Annotated in this window: 13 protein-coding genes and 1 tRNA gene; 6 read left to right on the top strand and 8 right to left on the bottom strand. The window is 72.0% G+C overall.

Annotated elements, in window-relative coordinates; translation table 11 throughout:
- From F4692_RS21835 to argS, 6 genes are all read right to left on the bottom strand, one after another.
- The coding region (locus F4692_RS21835) for a Rho termination factor N-terminal domain-containing protein (protein ID WP_179620236.1) at positions 1–379 on the bottom strand (379 nt) is incomplete at its 3' end.
- Positions 380–551: 172 nt separating this feature from the next.
- Complete coding sequence (gene thrB / locus F4692_RS14115; protein WP_179620235.1) at positions 552–1448, bottom strand: homoserine kinase; 897 nt, start codon at positions 1446–1448, stop codon at positions 552–554.
- The gene (gene thrC / locus F4692_RS14110; protein WP_179620234.1) at positions 1448–2521 is read right to left on the bottom strand and encodes a threonine synthase; all 1074 of its coding nucleotides are present in this window, start codon (positions 2519–2521) and stop codon (positions 1448–1450) included. Before thrC ends, thrB begins: the two co-directional genes overlap by 1 nt.
- Entirely contained in the window at positions 2518–3831 is a 1314-nt protein-coding gene (locus F4692_RS14105; RefSeq protein ID WP_179620233.1) for a homoserine dehydrogenase, read from the bottom strand. The genes thrC and F4692_RS14105 overlap by 4 nt, the downstream gene beginning before the upstream one ends.
- Positions 3831–5234, bottom strand: a complete 1404-nt coding sequence (gene lysA / locus F4692_RS14100) for a diaminopimelate decarboxylase (RefSeq protein ID WP_179620232.1) — start codon at positions 5232–5234, stop codon at positions 3831–3833. The genes F4692_RS14105 and lysA overlap by 1 nt, the downstream gene beginning before the upstream one ends.
- 6 nt (positions 5235–5240) lie before the next feature.
- Positions 5241–6911 (bottom strand): arginine--tRNA ligase, encoded by a 1671-nt coding sequence (argS, locus tag F4692_RS14095; protein ID WP_179620231.1) that lies wholly within the window; start codon positions 6909–6911, stop codon positions 5241–5243.
- Positions 6912–7007: 96 nt separating this feature from the next.
- On the opposite strand from argS, the gene F4692_RS14090 reads away from it, so the two are divergent.
- From F4692_RS14090 to F4692_RS14080, 3 genes are all read left to right on the top strand, one after another.
- Complete coding sequence (locus F4692_RS14090) at positions 7008–7505, top strand: thioesterase family protein (protein WP_179620230.1); 498 nt, start codon at positions 7008–7010, stop codon at positions 7503–7505.
- 108 nt (positions 7506–7613) lie between these two features.
- A tRNA-Arg gene (locus F4692_RS14085) sits at positions 7614–7686 on the top strand.
- A gap of 160 nt (positions 7687–7846) precedes the next feature.
- Positions 7847–9268 carry a choice-of-anchor P family protein gene (locus F4692_RS14080; RefSeq protein WP_179620229.1) on the top strand — a complete coding sequence of 474 codons (1422 nt, stop codon included), beginning with the start codon at positions 7847–7849 and terminating at the stop codon, positions 9266–9268.
- A gap of 24 nt (positions 9269–9292) precedes the next feature.
- Here the strand turns inward: F4692_RS14080 and F4692_RS14075 are convergent, their stop codons facing one another.
- Both F4692_RS14075 and F4692_RS14070 read right to left on the bottom strand, forming a co-directional pair.
- Positions 9293–10213, bottom strand: coding sequence for an LCP family protein (locus tag F4692_RS14075; RefSeq protein WP_257029763.1), 921 nt, complete (start codon positions 10211–10213; stop codon positions 9293–9295).
- Positions 10210–10788: a hypothetical protein gene (locus F4692_RS14070; RefSeq protein WP_179620228.1), complete on the bottom strand. Its 579-nt coding sequence runs from the start codon at positions 10786–10788 to the stop codon at positions 10210–10212. Before F4692_RS14070 ends, F4692_RS14075 begins: the two co-directional genes overlap by 4 nt.
- Positions 10789–10955: 167 nt before the next feature.
- On the opposite strand from F4692_RS14070, the gene F4692_RS14065 reads away from it, so the two are divergent.
- The 3 genes from F4692_RS14065 to F4692_RS14055 all read left to right on the top strand — a co-directional run bounded on the left by F4692_RS14065 (position 10956) and on the right by F4692_RS14055 (position 16036).
- Positions 10956–14864, top strand: a complete 3909-nt coding sequence (locus F4692_RS14065; protein WP_179620227.1) for a multifunctional oxoglutarate decarboxylase/oxoglutarate dehydrogenase thiamine pyrophosphate-binding subunit/dihydrolipoyllysine-residue succinyltransferase subunit — start codon at positions 10956–10958, stop codon at positions 14862–14864.
- A gap of 11 nt (positions 14865–14875) precedes the next feature.
- Positions 14876–15052 (top strand): DUF6104 family protein, encoded by a 177-nt coding sequence (locus F4692_RS14060; RefSeq protein ID WP_179620226.1) that lies wholly within the window; start codon positions 14876–14878, stop codon positions 15050–15052.
- A 312-nt stretch (positions 15053–15364) separates the two neighbouring features.
- Positions 15365–16036 (top strand): TetR family transcriptional regulator, encoded by a 672-nt coding sequence (locus F4692_RS14055; protein WP_179620225.1) that lies wholly within the window; start codon positions 15365–15367, stop codon positions 16034–16036.
- The last annotated feature ends 6 nt before the right edge of the window (positions 16037–16042 follow it).

Here is a 16042-nt window from a genome sequence, read left to right as displayed (position 1 = left end):
AGGTCGGCTGGGAGGTCGGCTGGGAGGTCGGCTGGGAGGTCGGCTGGGAGGTCGGCTGGGAGGTCGGCTGGGAGGTCGGCTGGGAGGTCGGCTGGGAGGTCGGCTGGGCCGGGGCGTCGGCCTGGGCGGCGGGTCGGCCGCCACCGGACTGGGTCGCCTTGATGGCGTCGACCAGCTGGGCCTTCTTCATCGAGCCGGCGCCGGCGATGCCGAGGCCGGCGGCCATCGACTTGAGGTCGGCCAGGAGCATCGAGCCGAGGCCGGAGCCCTTCGACGCCGCCCTCTTCGCGGGCTTGCTGGTCTCGGCCGTGGTCTCGGCCGTGGTCTCGGCGGCCTCGGGGGCAGCGTTCTCCGCGGTGGCGGAGGGGGTCTCGGTCACGTGGGTCCTTCGCACGTTGCGTCGCCTGCGGCGCCGTCGGGCGGCCGCGAGGCGGAAGGTGTGTCGCCCGTGCGCCCGATCGGACGGGCGGGCCGGGGACCGGCCGGGCGGTGCGCCGAACGGCGCGCCGTCAGGTTAGCAGGGCTCCCGCCGGGGTGGCGGACGGACGCCGTCAGAGCACGAGCGCGCCGGAGGGCTCGACCGCGAGGTCGTGGCAGGCCCACCCGTCGGGGCACCGTGCGGTGAGCGGCGAGGTGTCGGCCGAGCCGAAGGCGAGCACGGTGGGACCGGCGCCGGACACCACAGCGGGTACGCCGTCAGCGCGCAGGGCGCGTACGAGCGCGAGCGTCGCGGGCATGGCCGGCTCCCGCTGGTCCTGGTGCAGCCAGTCGCGGGTCGCGGCGAGCAGGTGCTCGGGCTGGCCGGTCAGGGCGGCGACGAGGAGGGCGGCGCGACCCGCGTTGGCGGCGGCGTCCGCGTGCGGCACCGAGTCGGGGAGCAGCCCCCGGGCGACCTTCGTCTCCACGCCGGTCGGCGGCACGAAGACGACCGCCGTGATGCGGGGGTCGACGCCGGCGCGCACGGCGTACCAGCGGTCGTCCTCGCGGCCCGAGATGACGAAGCCGCCGTAGAACGCGGGAGCGACGTTGTCGGGGTGGCCCTCGAGGTCCGCGGCGAGGTCGAAGAGCGTCTCGTCGGAGGCGAGGAGCTGCCCGCCCGCCACGAGCGCGCGTGCCAGCACGACGCCGGCGACGATCGCGGCGGACGACGAGCCGAGGCCGCGGGCGTGGGGGATGACGTTGCGGCACGACAGCCGCAGCCCGGGGGGCTGCTCCCCCATGAGGTCGAAGGCGGCGCGCATCGACCGGACGACCAGGTGCGACTCGTCGCGGGGTACGCCGTCCGCTCCCGCGCCGTCCACCTCGACCTCCAGGCCGTGTGGCAGCACCTCCGCCTCGAGCTCGTCACGCAGCGAGAGGGCGAGGCCGAGCGAGTCGAAGCCGGGGCCGAGGTTGGCGGACGTCGCGGGCACGGTGACCCGCACCGGCCCGTCGACGAACTGCGCCATCAGGCGAGACCGGCGGCCGCAGCGGCCGCGGCGACGTCGGCGTCCACCACGGTGTCGACGATGTCGGTGAACGTCTCCAGCGCGGTCGCGGTGTCCTTGAGGCCGTGGCCGGTGACGGTGATGACCACGGTCCGCCCCGCGTAGCTCTCCCCCGCCGACAGCTCGGCGAGCAGGCCGGCGACGCCGGCGGCCGAGGCCGGCTCGACGAAGACGCCGTCGTGGCGGGCCAGCTCCACCTGGGCGGCGAGGATCTGCTCGTCCGAGACCGCGGCGAAACGTCCCTCGGACTCCTTGGCCGCCATCTCGGCGAGGTGCCACGAGGCGGGGTTGCCGACGCGGATCGCGGTGGCCTTGGTCTCGGGGTCGGGGAACGGCTCGCCGGTCACCAGGGGCGCCGCGCCCTCGGCCTGGAAGCCGCGCATCACGGGGCGCCTCGTGGCGCGCCCGAGCTCGGCGTACTGCTGGTAGCCGAGCCAGTAGGCGGCGATGTTGCCCGCGTTGCCGACGGGCAGCAGGTGGAAGTCGGGCGCGTCGCCGAGGAAGTCGACGACCTCGAACGACGCCGTCTTCTGGCCCTGGAGGCGCACCGGGTTGACCGAGTTGACCAGGGCGACCGGGTAGTCGCGGGCCAGGCCGCGCGCGATGTCGAGGCAGTGGTCGAAGTTGCCGCGCACCATGATGATCTGGGCGCCGTGCACGACCGCCTGCGCCATCTTGCCGGCGGCGATCTTGCCCTCGGGGATCAGCACGAGGGGCTTGAGCCCGGCCTTCGCGGCGTAGGCCGCCATCGACGCGGACGTGTTGCCGGTGGACGCGCAGACCACCGCCTCGGCCCCCTCGTGCCGGGCGACCGAGATCGCCGCGGTCATCCCGCGGTCCTTGAACGACCCGGTCGGGTTGTTGGCCTCGACCTTGAGCCACACCTCACCGCCCGTGAGGCCGGTGAGCCACTCCGAGTGCACCAGCGGCGTGCCGCCCTCGCGCAGGGTGACCGCCGCCAGTCCCTCGGGCAGCTCGAGCAGGTCGCGGTACTCCTCGATGACGCCGCGCCACTGGCCGTTGGTGGTGCTCACTCGTCGCCTCCCTCGACCCGCATCACCGAGGTGACCTCGCGGACGATGTCCATCCTCCGCAGCTCCTCCACCGTGGCGCTGAGCGCAGCGTCCGGGGCGGCGTGCGAGACGACGACGAGCTGGGCGTCGGCGCCGCGACCCTCCTGGCGTACCGTCTGGATCGACACGTCGTGGTCGGCGAACGCGTTGGCCACCGCCGCGAGCACGCCCGCGCGGTCGTCGACGTCGATCGCCACGTGGTAGCGGGTGCGGGTCTCCCCCATCGGCTGCACAGCGCGGTCGGCGTACGCCGACTCCCCCGCCCCGCGGGTGTCGGCGAGGCGGTTGCGGGCGACCGTGACGAGGTCTCCGAGCACGGCGCTCGCCGTGGGCGCACCACCGGCGCCGGGGCCGTAGAACATCAGCTGGCCCGCGGCCTCCGACTCCACGAAGACGGCGTTGTAGGCCTCGCGCACGCTCGCCAGCGGGTGCGAGCGCGGGATCATCGCGGGGTGCACGCGGGCGGCCACCTGCTCGTGGCCGTCGGGCCCGCGTCGCAGCTCGCAGATCGCCAGCAGCTTGACGACCGATCCCATGTCGCGGGCGCTGGCGACGTCCGCGGCGGTGACCTCGGAGATGCCCTCGCGGTAGACGTCGGAGGCGGTGACGCGGGAGTGGAAGGCGAGGCTGGCGAGGATCGCGGCCTTGGCGGCGGCGTCGAAGCCCTCGACGTCGGCGGTCGGGTCGGCCTCGGCGTAGCCCAGGTCCTGGGCCTCCTCGAGCGCCTCGGAGAAGCCCGCCCCGGAGGTGTCCATCTTGTCGAGGATGAAGTTGGTGGTCCCGTTGACGATGCCGAGCACCCGGGTGACCTTGTCGCCGGCGAGGGACTCGCGCAGCGGGCGCAGGATGGGGATGGCGCCGGCGACGGCCGCCTCGTAGTAGAGGTCGCGCTCGGCTTTGGCGGCCGCCTCGAAGAGGGTCGGGCCGTCCTCGGCGAGCAGCGCCTTGTTGGCCGTGACGACGCTGGCTCCGTTCTCCAGCGCCGCGAGGATCAGCGAGCGGGCCGGCTCGATGCCGCCGATCACCTCGACGACGAGGTCGACGTCGTCGCGCGCGACGAGGCCGGCGGCGTCCGTGGTCAGCAGGCCCTCGGGGACCTCGACGTCGCGCGGGGCGTCGAGACGGCGTACGGCCACGCCGACGAGCTCGACGGGCGCGCCCACGCGGGCCGTGAGGTCGTCGCGCTGCTCGGTCAGCAGCCGCACCACCTGGGAGCCCACGGCTCCGCAGCCCAGGACAGCGACCCTCAGTCGCTTGTCAGCCTCACTCATCAGTACGCACCCACATCGGTCGCCAACAGGTCGGCCTCAGTCTCCCTGCGGAGGACGGTGAAGGTCTTCCCGTCCCGAACTCCGATCACCGGAGGACGCAGCGCGTGGTTGTAGTTGGACGCCATGGATCTGCAGTAGGCGCCCGTTCCGGGCACCGCGACGAGGTCGCCGGGGCGCACGTCGCCGGGGAGGAACTCGTCCTTCACGACGATGTCGCCGGCCTCGCAGTGCTTGCCGACCACCCGGGCCAGCAGCGGGCCCACCTCGGAGGGACGCGAGGCCAGGGTCGCGGAGTAGTCCGCGTCGTAGAGCGCGGTGCGGATGTTGTCGCTCATCCCGCCGTCGACCGAGACGTAGGAGCGGCGCAGGCCACCGTCGAGGGCGACCTCCTTGACCGTGCCGACCTCGTAGACGGTGCACATCGACGGGCCGACGATGGCCCGGCCCGGCTCGATCGACAGGCGCGGTCCGGCGATGCCCAGGGCCCGGCACTCGTGCGCCACGATCGTGCTCATCTCGGCCGCGAGCCGCGCGGGGTCCGCCGGGTCGTCCTGGGTGGTGTACGCGATCCCGAAGCCGCCGCCGAGGTCCATCTCGGGCATCTCGACGCCGAGCTCCTCGCTCACCTGGGCGTGCAGCGCGAGGACCCGGCGGGCGGCGACCTCGAAGCCGGAGGTGTCGAAGATCTGGCTGCCGATGTGGGAGTGCAGGCCGAGGAGTCGCAGCCCCGGCGCGGCGTGCACGCGGCGCACCGCCTCGAGGGCGTCGCCGCTGGCGATGGAGAAGCCGAACTTCTGGTCCTCGTGGGCGGTCGCGATGTACTCGTGGGTGTGCGCCTCCACGCCCGCGGTGACGCGCACCATCACGCCGACCGTGCGGCCGAGCTCGGTCGTGATCGCCGCCAGGCGCTCGACCTCGTGGAAGGAGTCCACGATGACGCGGCCGACGCCGAGCTCCACCGCGCGCTCCAGCTCGCCGAGCGTCTTGTTGTTGCCGTGGAAGCCGATCCGCTCCATCGGGAAGCCGCCGCGCTCGGCGACCGTGAGCTCGCCCCCGGAGCACACGTCGAGGGACAGCCCCTCCTCCGCGAGCCAGCGCACCACGGTCGTGCAGAGGAACGCCTTGCCGGCGTAGAAGACGTCGTAGTCGGCGAAGGCGTCGCGGAAGGCGCGGGCGCGCGCCCGGAAGTCGGCCTCGTCGAGGACGTACGCCGGGGACCCGTGCTCGGCCACCAGGTCGGGCAGCGGCACCCCGCCGACGCTCAGCACGCCGTCGGTCTTGGCGGTCGTGCTCGACCAGAGGTGCTCGACGAGGGCGTTGGGGTCGGCCGGCTCACGCAGCCAGTGCGGACCGCGCAGGGCACCGTCGGCGTGCGCCCAGCCGGAGGGGTGGGCAGTCGGCACGCCCGATCACATCCTCTCGGGAGCGGTGACCCCGAGCAGGCGCAGGCCGTTGGCGATGACCGTCCGGGTCGCGTGGACGAGCACCAGCCGGGCGAGGTTGGCCGGGCCCACGGGCTCGTCGCCCATCGGCAGCATCCGGCACTCCTTCGTGTCGTACCACTTGTTGAAGACCGAGGCGGTGTCCTCGAGGTAGCGCGCGACGCGGTGCGGCTCGCGCAGGTCGGTCGCGCTGGCGACGACGCGCGGGAACTCGGCGAGGGCGCGCAGCAGCTCGCCGTCGCGCTCGTGGGAGAGCAGCGACGGGTCGAAGTCGTCGCCGGGCAACGCCATGCCGAGGTCGGCGGCGTTGCCGATCATCCGGCAGGTGCGGGCGTGGGCGTACTGGACGTAGTAGACCGGGTTGTCGTTGGACGCCTTCGCCCAGAGCTCGAGGTCGATGTCGATCGTGGTGTCGTTGGTGTAGCGGGCCAGCACGTAGCGCGCGGCGTCGACGCCGATCGCGTCGACGAGGTCGTTCATCGAGATGACCGTGCCGTTGCGCTTGGACATCCGGACCGGCTGCCCGTCGCGGAGCAGGTTGACCATCTGCCCGATGAGGATCTCGAGGTTCTCGCCCGGGGTGTCGCCGAACGCGGCGCACATCGCCATCATCCGTCCGACGTAGCCGTGGTGGTCGGCGCCGAGCAGGATGAAGCAGCGGTCGAAGCCGCGCTCGCGCTTGTCGAGGTAGTAGCCGAGGTCTCCGGAGATGTAGGCGGGCGTGCCGTTGGACCGGACGATCACCCGGTCCTTGTCGTCGCCGTACTGCTCGGTGCGCAGCCACAGCGCGCCGTCCTCGGTGTAGGTGTTGCCCATCTCGGTGAGCCGCGCGATGGCCTTGTCGACGGCACCGGAGTCGTGCAGCGACTTCTCGTGGAAGTAGACGTCGAAGTCGACCCCGAAGTCGTGCAGGTCGGACTTGATCTCCTCGAACATCAGGTTGACGCCGACCTCGCGGAAGACCTCCCGCGCCGCCTCGTCGTCCAGGTCGAGGACGTCGGGACGCGCCGCGATCACCTGGTCGGCGATGTCCTTGATGTAGTCGCCGCCGTAGCCGTCCTCGGGCACCTCGCGACCGCGCGCCTGCGCGAGGAGCGAGCCGGAGAACCGGTCGATCTGGGCACCGTGGTCGTTGAAGTAGTACTCCCGGGTGACCTCGGCGCCGGAGAACGCCAGGACGCGGGCCAGCGCGTCGCCGACGGCGGCCCAGCGGGTGCCGCCGAGGTGGAGCGGACCGGTCGGGTTGGCGGAGACGAACTCGAGGTTGACCTTCTGCCCGGCGAGCGTCGTCGCGGAGCCGTACGCCGGACCGGCCGCCACGATGTCGGCCGCGACCTGGCCCTGGGCGCCGGCCTCGACGCTCACGTTGAGGAAACCGGGGCCGGCGACCTCGACGCCCGAGACGCCGTCGGCGGCGCGCAGCCGCTCGGCGACGAGGTCGGCGAAGGCCCGCGGGTTGGTCGAGGCCTTCTTGGCCAGCTGCAGGGCGACGTTGGTGGCGTAGTCGCCGTGACCCTTCTGCCGGGGTCGCTCCACCGTGACCTGGGTCGGCACGCCGTCGGGCAGCGTGATCGCACCGTCGGCCACGAGGGCCGTCAGCACATCGACGATGGTCTCGGAGAGCTGCTCAGGATTCACCGGGCAAGCCTATCGGCGGCCCTCGGCCGCGACCGAACCGGTTTCACGCCGTGGCCACCGCCGTCCGGGCACGAGCCTGCCCTAGGGTTCTTGCCTGTGACGACGCACCCGACCTACGACCAGCTGATCGGCCTGCCCGCCTATGTCGAGCAGCCCGTGCCGATGCCCTTCGAGGACATCAACGGCCACCTCAACGTGCGCCACTACGTCGGCATCGCCAGCGAGGGCCTCGACGAGTCCCTCGTCGAGGTCGGCATCCCCCAGATGTGGCCGCTGACCCACCAGCAGGCGTGCTTCACCGCCGAGCACCACGTCACCTACCTCAACGAGCTGCGCACCGGCGACACGATGTCGGCCCGCGTACGGCTGCTGGGCCGCTCCGAGCGGGCCGCCCACGCGCTCGTCTACCTCCTCGACGAGACCGAGCGGGTCGTCGCCTGCGTCGTGGAGGAGGTCTTCCTCCACATCGACCTCAGCACCCGTCGTACGTCGCCGTGGCCCGACGACGTCGCGGAGCGCATGGACGCCCGCATCGCCGAGCACGAGGCCCTTCCCTTCCCCGCCGTGACGTCCGGCTCCCTGGCTCTCCGCTGACCCTCGGCCGACCGTCGGCCCGCCCGGCGCCGAGGCGGTTGCGCGACCGCGTCGCCCGACCGGTAGTCTTCACCGCGCACCGCCCGGGGACTGCCCGGGCCGCGCACTGCCTCCGTAGCTCAGGGGATAGAGCACTGGTTTCCGGTACCAGGTGCCGCAGGTTCGAATCCTGCCGGAGGCGCCCCCGCACGAGACCCGAACCGCCACGGTTCGGGTCTTCGTCATTTCCTGTGGGCACCGTCACCATTGCGTGGCCGTCTCGTTGGGGCCTGCGAGGGAGTTACTGACGAGTCACCGCGGAACGGGTCGCGGAGGCGGCTCCCCGTCCCGGGAGGGCACACATGGACACCACGACGCGACGACGACTGACCACGGCCGTCGCGCTCACCCTCGGCGCGGCGCTCACGACCACGGTCGGCCTCGCCCCGGCCCGGGCGGAGGCCCCGGGTGCCACGACGGCGGCCCGCGCGGCCCAGGCCGACGTGCTGACCGACTTCGGCTACCGCGGCGACGTGTACGGCGTGAAGCTGGTCACCGACAGCGTGGAGGCGCTCGACCTCAAGGACGCCCACGCCCAGCAGCTGTGCACCCGGTCGGTGGGCAAGGTGAGCGAGCAGCGGAGCGTCGTGTCGGTGCCGGACAACCCGCTCATCCACGTCTCGGCGAGCACCAGCCGCACCGAGACCTACGCCGACGGCACGACCCACGGCGTCCGGGGCACGAACACGATCGGCGACATCAGCATCGGCGGCACGGTCGGTCCCCTGACGACCCCCCGCCTGGTCATCAAGGGCCTGCGCACCACCGCCCACGCCTTCCACACCCCTCAGGGCTACGGCCACGAGGAGGGCTTCACCTTCGCGAGCATCTCCCTCGAGCTCCTCGACAACACCGTCGTCCAGCAGCTCCCGCCCGAGCTCCAGCAGCTGCTCGCGCCGCTCGACCAGGTCACCGACACCGTCTTCACCGGCACCCAGCAGGTCGCCCAGCAGGTCTTCGACGTGCTCAGCGACGTCACGAAGCCGATCGCGATCCCCGGCCTCGGCACCATCGCGCTCGGCTACGAGAACGGGCGCGCCAACAGCAGCAACGCCCAGTCCCAGGCCTCCGCCCTGCGGATCGAGGTGACCGCGGGCGACCGGCGCCAGCTCGTCGAGCTCGGTACGGCTCGGGTCCGGATGGGCGGGCCCGCCCCCGTCGGCGTGTTCCGCTCGGGCGGCACCGCGATGGACTACCAGGCGCTGCAGGGTGCGCTGCGGTTCGGCAACGTCCAGCACAAGGCGCTCCCCTGCCAGGGCTCGCGCGGACGCACGCAGACCTACCAGGTCCCCCACGCCAGCCAGCTGCTGCCGGTGCCGGTCCTGCTCGACGGCGTGACCTACCAGGTCAACGGCGACCAGCACCGGGCGAAGAAGGTGGCCAAGGGCTGGTCGCGCACGGCCATCCGGTCGGTGTCCATCCCCACCGCCCAGCTCGTCATCAACGACGTGAGCTCGCGCGCGGCGATGCGCCAGAAGGCCGGCAAGCGGGTCGGCTCCAAGATCTCGACGGCCGTCGGCTCGATCACCGTGGGCGGGCAGGCCGTCGAGGTCCCGGCGCCCGGCGGCGTCGTCGAGCTGCCGGGCGGGGTCGGCGAGATCCAGCGCCAGCTGGTCGACACCGGCTACCGCGGGTCGCAGGTCGTCGCACTGCGGGTCACCCTCTACGCCGAGGCCGTCGTCATCGACCTGGCGCGGACGTCGGGCCGCATCTACGAGCGCTGACCCCGGTCGCTGAGGAGCTGCACCTCAGCAGTGCCGCAGGGCGGCGTCTCGCCGGGCCTCGCGCCCGAGGCGCCGCGCCTGCGGCACGTCGGGGAAGACCACGCTCGCCGCGCCGACGAAGCCGACCCGGCCCCCGACCACGCACGTCGTGATCCTGCGCGGGTCGACCTGGGCCACGGCCTGCGCGATCTCGAACAGCTCGGCCGGCGAGGCGTTGGTGTCCATGTGCGCCATCACCGACATCACACCGCGCTCGATGAACCCCGGCCGGTCGGCCTGGCTCCGGATGCGCGCGTGGATGCCGCGCAGCGTCCGCTGCTGGTTGGCCGACCGGTCGAAGTCGCCGCCGGCCAGCCCCTTGCGGATGCGGGAGAACGCCATCGCGTCGTAGCCGCCGAGGTGAATGCGTCCCTTCCGGAACCCTTCCCTCTTCAGGTACGGGTCGGCGAACCGCCGCGGGTTGGTCACGGTGATGCCGCCGATGTCGTCGACCATGTCCTCGAAGAAGGGGAAACGGGTCACCATCACGTAGTCGGGCTCGATGCCGACGAGGTTGCGCATCGCGCCGGCCATCCCGCGCGGGCCGGCGAAGTAGAGGGCGGAGTTGATCTTCTCCCTGCCGTGGCCCGGGATGCTCACCCACGAGTCGCGGGGCACGCCGATCGCGGTCGCCGAGCCCGTGCGGGTGTTGATGCCGACCAGCTGCAGCGCGTCACCGCGGGCGCGGGTCATCGCCTCTCCGGGGCGGGCGTCGGACCCGACGGCCAGGATCCACACGACGTCCTCGCCGCCCGTGGCCACGCCCTGGGCGTGCCGGATCTTGACGAGCGCGACGTCGGTGGGCTGCACGGCGGACTCGGGCACCACCAGCGCGGTCGCCGCGAGGACGCCCGTGAGGACCACGGCCCTCGCCGCCCGGTGGAGGCCCTGCATTCGGCTCCTCATCGGGACCCCTTCGCGACGTCGTAGCCGAAGACCCGCCAGGCCCCCCGCCGGTGGGTGAGGTACAGCCGGCCGCGAACCGTGGTGGTCCCGGTCTTGTCGCCGGTGGTGTCGAACGCGAGCACGAAGTGCGCCGTGACCGCACGCGCCTGCCTGCCGGTGGCGAGGATGTCGAGGGTGACCGTGCGCCTGCGCGCGGTCACGGAGTCGATGCGTGGCCCACCGGTCTGGTTGGTGAGCAGCGCCTTGTCCTCCCGCGCCCGCTGCTCGGCCGCGTCGGTGAACCCCGGGAAGGCCGCCGGGAAGGCGCTGCGGGGGTAGGTGCCACCGAGGTAGGCGGCGTCCCACCAGGCGTCCACCACCGCGCCGACCTGCCGGCGTACGGCCTTGCGTCGCGCGACGGGGAGCCGGCCGTGCACGCGGTGGATGCCGACCTTCGTCGGGACCCCGTGGGAGCTCAGCGTCACCTGGTCGTCGCTGCGGCTGGGCCGCTCGGGAGCGGCGCCCGGTCCGCCGTGGGACTGGCAGCCCGCGAGCAGCGCGACGAGCAGGGCGAGCAGGGCGGGCAGGGGTCCCACGACCCGACGGGCCCGCGGCGTGCGGCCCGGCGCGGGGCTTGGCATGACGACTCCAGGGTGGTGCTGGGACGGTGTGGCCCACACCATGCATCAAACGACGAGCCCGCCCCTGCATTTGCGTGCGTGTGGGACTAGCCTTGAGTGCGACTTGGTCAATCTTTTGCGCGATGAATCCTGGAAGAGGCGAAACAAGCGTGGCGCAGTCCCCGAACGGGCAGTCCGGCAACCAGTCCTCGGTTGCACCGTCATCCGACCTCGGAGCCAACGAGTGGCTCGTGGAGGAGATGAGGGAGCAGTACGACAAGGACCCCGCGAGCGTGGGTCCGGAGTGGGCGAAGTACTTCGGCAACGGGAGCGCGCCCGAGCCTGCGGCGGCCACCGCTGCGCCGGCGAAGGCCACGACCTCGGCCGCGACGTCGGCCCCGGCCAAGGCGCCGGCGAAGGCACCCGCGAAGGCCGCTGCCCCGCCCGCCGAGAAGGCCGCTGCCCCGCCCGCCGAGAAGCCCGCTGACAAGCCCGCCGAGAAGCCCGCTGACAAGCCCGCTGACAAGTCCGCCGACAAGCCCGCCGACAAGCCCGCCGACAAGCCCGCCGCGACCTCCCGGCCCCGCCCGGACGCGGCCGCAGCGGAGCCGGCGAAGGGCACGAGCACGCCGGTGGCCAAGGAGTCCAAGCCCGCCGCCCCGTCCGGCTCCAGCGACGAGCCGACCTACACGGTCCTGCGCGGCGCCCCGGCGCGTACGGCGGCCAACATGGACGCCTCGCTGTCGGTCCCCACGGCCACGTCGGTCCGCTCGGTCCCGGTGAAGCTCCTGTGGGACAACCGCACCGTCATCAACAACCACCTCGCCCGCGCCCGCGGCGGGAAGGTGTCCTTCACCCACATCATCGGCTATGCGCTAGTCAAGGCCCTGCGCTCGATGCCCGAGATGAACGTCGGCTACGAGGTCGTCGACGGCAAGCCCAACCTGATCACGCCGGCCCACATCAACCTCGGCCTCGCGATCGACATGCAGAAGCCCGACGGCACCCGCCAGCTCCTCGTGCCCAACATCAAGGGCGCCGAGTCGATGGACTTCGCGGCCTTCTGGACCGCCTACGAGGAGATGGTGCGCAAGGCGCGCGACGGCAAGCTGACCGTCGCCGACTTCCAGGGCACCACGATGTCGCTCACCAACCCGGGCGGGATCGGCACCGTGCACTCGGTGCCGCGCCTGATGTCGGGACAGGGCGCGATCATCGGCGTCGGCGCGATGGAGTACCCGCCGGAGTGGCAGGGCGCCTCCGAGGAGGCCATCAACCGCAACGCCATCAGCAAGGCGATGACGCTGACCTCGACCTACGACCACCGCGTCATCCAGGGTGCGCAGTCGGGTGAGTTCCTCAAGCGGGTCCACGGCCTGCTGCTCGGCGAGAACGACTTCTTCGACGAGATCTTCCGCTCGCTGCGGATCCCCTACGAGCCGATCCGCTGGGCGCGCGACGTCGTGGCCAGCCACGACGACGACATCGTCAAGCAGGCCCGGATCCTCGAGCTCATCCACGCCTACCGCGTGCGCGGCCACCTGATGGCCGACACCGACCCGCTGGAGTACCGCCAGCGCAGCCACCCCGACCTCGAGGTGGAGTCGCACGGCCTGACCCTGTGGGACCTCGACCGCGAGTTCGCGACCGGGTCGTTCGGCGGTGACGGCCGGCGCTTCATGAAGCTGCGCAACATCCTCGGCATCCTGCGCGACTCCTACTGCCGCACCACCGGCATCGAGTACATGCACATCATGGATCCCGAGCAGCGCAAGTGGATCCAGGAGCGCGTCGAGCAGCCGCACGTGAAGCCGCCCCGCGAGGAGCAGCTGCGGATCCTGCTCAAGCTCAACCAGGCCGAGGCGTTCGAGACCTTCCTGCAGACCAAGTTCGTCGGCCAGAAGCGCTTCAGCCTCGAGGGTGGCGAGACGACCATCCCGCTCGTCGACGAGATCTGCGAGGCCGCGGCCGAGCAGGGCCTCGACGAGGTCACGATCGGCATGGCCCACCGCGGCCGGCTCAACATGCTCGCCAACATCGTCGGCAAGAAGTACAGCCAGATCTTCCGTGAGTTCGAGGGCAACATCGACCCGCGCACGGTCCAGGGCTCCGGCGACGTGAAGTACCACCTCGGCGCCGAGGGCGAGTTCGTCGCCGGCTCCGGCGACAAGATCAAGGTCTCCGTCGCCGCGAACCCGTCGCACCTCGAGGCGGTCAACCCCGTCCTGGAGGGCATCGCCCGCGCCAAGCAGGACATCCTCGACCAGGGCGAGAAGTTCCCGGTGCTCCCGCTCCTCGTCCACGGTGACGCAGCGTTCGCCGGGCAGGGCGTGGTCGCCGAGACCCTCAACCTCTCGCAGCTGCGCGGCTACCGCACCGGCGGCACCGTCCACGTGGTGATCAACAACCAGGTCGGCTTCACCACCGCACCCGGCTCGTCGCGATCCTCCCTCTACGCCACCGACGTGGCGCGGATGGTGCAGGCGCCGATCTTCCACGTCAACGGCGACGACCCCGAGGCCTGCATCCGTGTGGCCCGGCTCGCGTTCGACTACCGCCAGGCGTTCAACAAGGACGTCGTCATCGACCTCGTCTGCTACCGCCGTCGCGGTCACAACGAGGGCGACGACCCGTCGTACACCCAGCCCCTCATGTACGACCTGATCGAGCAGAAGCGCTCGGTGCGCAAGCTCTACACCGAGTCCCTCATCGGGCGCGGTGACATCACGGTCGAGGAGGCCGAGCAGGTCCTGAAGGACTACCAGCAGCAGCTGGAGCGGGTCTTCACCGAGGTCCGCGAGGCCAGCTCCGAGGCGCCGATCGAGTGGACGACCGTCCCGGACTACCCGGACAAGCCGGCCGGCGACTTCTCCACGGCGGTGACGCCCGAGGTCCTCAAGCGGATCGCCGACAGCTACGTCACGCCTCCGGAGGGCTTCACCGTCCACCCGAAGGTCATGCCGCAGCTGCAGCGGCGCTCGGCCGCGATCACCGACGGCCCGATCGACTGGGGCACCGGCGAGATCCTCGCCTTCGGCTCCCTGCTGATGGACGGCCGCCCGGTCCGCCTCGCCGGCCAGGACTCGCGCCGCGGCACCTTCGTCCAGCGCTTCGCCACGATCATCGACCGCACCAACGCCGACGAGTGGACCCCGCTGACCAACCTCACCGAGGACCAGGCGAAGTTCCACGTCTACGACTCGCTGCTCTCGGAGTACGCCGCCCTCGGGTTCGAGTACGGCTACTCCGTGGCGCGCCCCGAGGCGCTGGTGCTGTGGGAGGCGCAGTTCGGCGACTTCGTCAACGGCGCACAGACGATCATCGACGAGTTCATCTCCGCCGGTGAGACCAAGTGGCGCCAGCAGTCCGGCGTCGTGCTGCTGCTCCCCCACGGCTACGAGGGCCAGGGTCCCGACCACTCGTCGGCGCGCATCGAGCGCTTCCTGACGATGAGCGCCGAGGACGCGATGGTCGTCGCGCAGCCCTCGACCCCCGCGTCGTACTTCCACCTGCTGCGGCGCCACTCGCTGGGCGAGGAGCACCGTCCGCTCATCGTCTTCACGCCCAAGTCGATGCTCAAGCGCAAGGAGGCGGCCTCGCAGCCGGCCGACTTCGTCGGGGACACCACCTTCCGCCCGTTCATCGGCGACGACGCGGCCGACCCCGCCAAGGTCGAGACGCTCATCATGTGCTCGGGCCGCGTCACGTGGGACCTCATGGTCGAGCGGGGCAAGCGCGAGGACGGCGACGCCTTCGCGATCGGCCGCGTCGAGCGGCTCTACCCCAACCCGGTCGAGGAGATCAAGGCCGAGATCGCCAAGTACCCCCACCTCAAGGCGGTCCGCTGGGTGCAGGACGAGCCGCGCAACATGGGCCCGTGGCCGCACTACCACCTCAACGTCTGGCCGCAGCTCGACGTCGAGGTCCAGCCGATCACCCGGCCTGCGTCGGCCTCGCCGTCCGTAGGCACGGTCAAGCGCCACGTCGAGGAGCAGAAGACCCTGCTCGACGCGGCCTTCGAGTCGCCGGCCGCCCGCGGCACCGACTACTGAGGTCGGCGCGGGTGTACTTCACCGACCGCGGGATCGAGGAGCTCATACGACGCCGTGGCGACGAGGAGTTCACGTGTGAGTGGCTCGCCGAGCAGCTCCAGGCCTTCGTCGACGCGAACCCGGACTTCGAGGTGCCCGTCGAGCGGTTCGCCACGTGGCTGGCGCGGCTCGACGACCCGGAGGACTGAGGGCCCGGTTCTCGCGGGCCGGGGCGACCGGCACGTCGTCTGGAGTCACCGGATATCCGGGGACCGCCCTGCTTCGCACCCGAGATCCCGCGTGCACAGCACGGATCTCGGGTGCGGAGCACTGCCACGACGGCTGGGCGGCGAGCGGGCGATCGTGGCGAAGACACCCACGCCGGCACTTCCAGTGAACGTACGTTCACTCGTCTGTCGCGGCACGGATGACTCTCGTCAACAGGTCGGCACGTGATCCGGGGCCCGTCGGTGGACAGTCGTGCACCGGTCCCTCGCGGACCGGTGCCCTACGATCGGGGGATGCCCACGGAGTCCCGGCCCCGGGCGCCGGACGCCGAGTCGCGTGCCGAGCGCAAGGAGCGCACCCGTCGTGCGATCCTCGACGCCGCGCTCGCCCTCGCCGCCGACTCCAACCTGGCCGCGATCTCGCTGCGCCAGGTCGCGAAGCAGGTCGGGGTCGTCCCGACCGCGTTCTACCGCCACTTCGGCTCGCTCGAGCTGCTCGGGCTCGCCCTGGTCGACGAGAGCTTCCGCTCCCTGCGCCTGATGCTCCTCGACGTGTGGCGCCACGCGCCGGAGTACCGCGACTTCATCGACGGCTCACTGCCGATCGTCGCCCAGCACGTCCGGGAGAACCGCACCCACTACGCGTTCATCGCCCGCGAACGCGTCGCCGGTCCCCCGCGCGTCCGCGAGGCGATCACCCACGAGATCGAGCTGATCACGCGCGAGCTCTCGACCGACATCGCCCGCAGCGGGGCGGCCGAGCACTACTCCTCCACCGACATCGCCCTGCTGGCCGACCTCATCGTGTCGTTCGTCGTCACGATGGCCGAGCGCCTTGTCGAGGACCCGGACTCCGAGGCCCGCATCCTCGCGCAGGCCCGCACGCAGCTGCGGATGCTGCTGGTGGGCGCGCTCAGCTGGCGCTCGCGCGAGCCGGCGGCCGGCGCCGAGGCCCGGGACGACTGAGGAGCA

The sequence above is a fragment of the Nocardioides cavernae genome (assembly GCF_013410035.1).
GTDB classification, from domain to species: domain Bacteria; phylum Actinomycetota; class Actinomycetes; order Propionibacteriales; family Nocardioidaceae; genus Nocardioides; species Nocardioides cavernae_A.
This window is presented reverse-complemented; position numbering and strand designations above follow the sequence as displayed.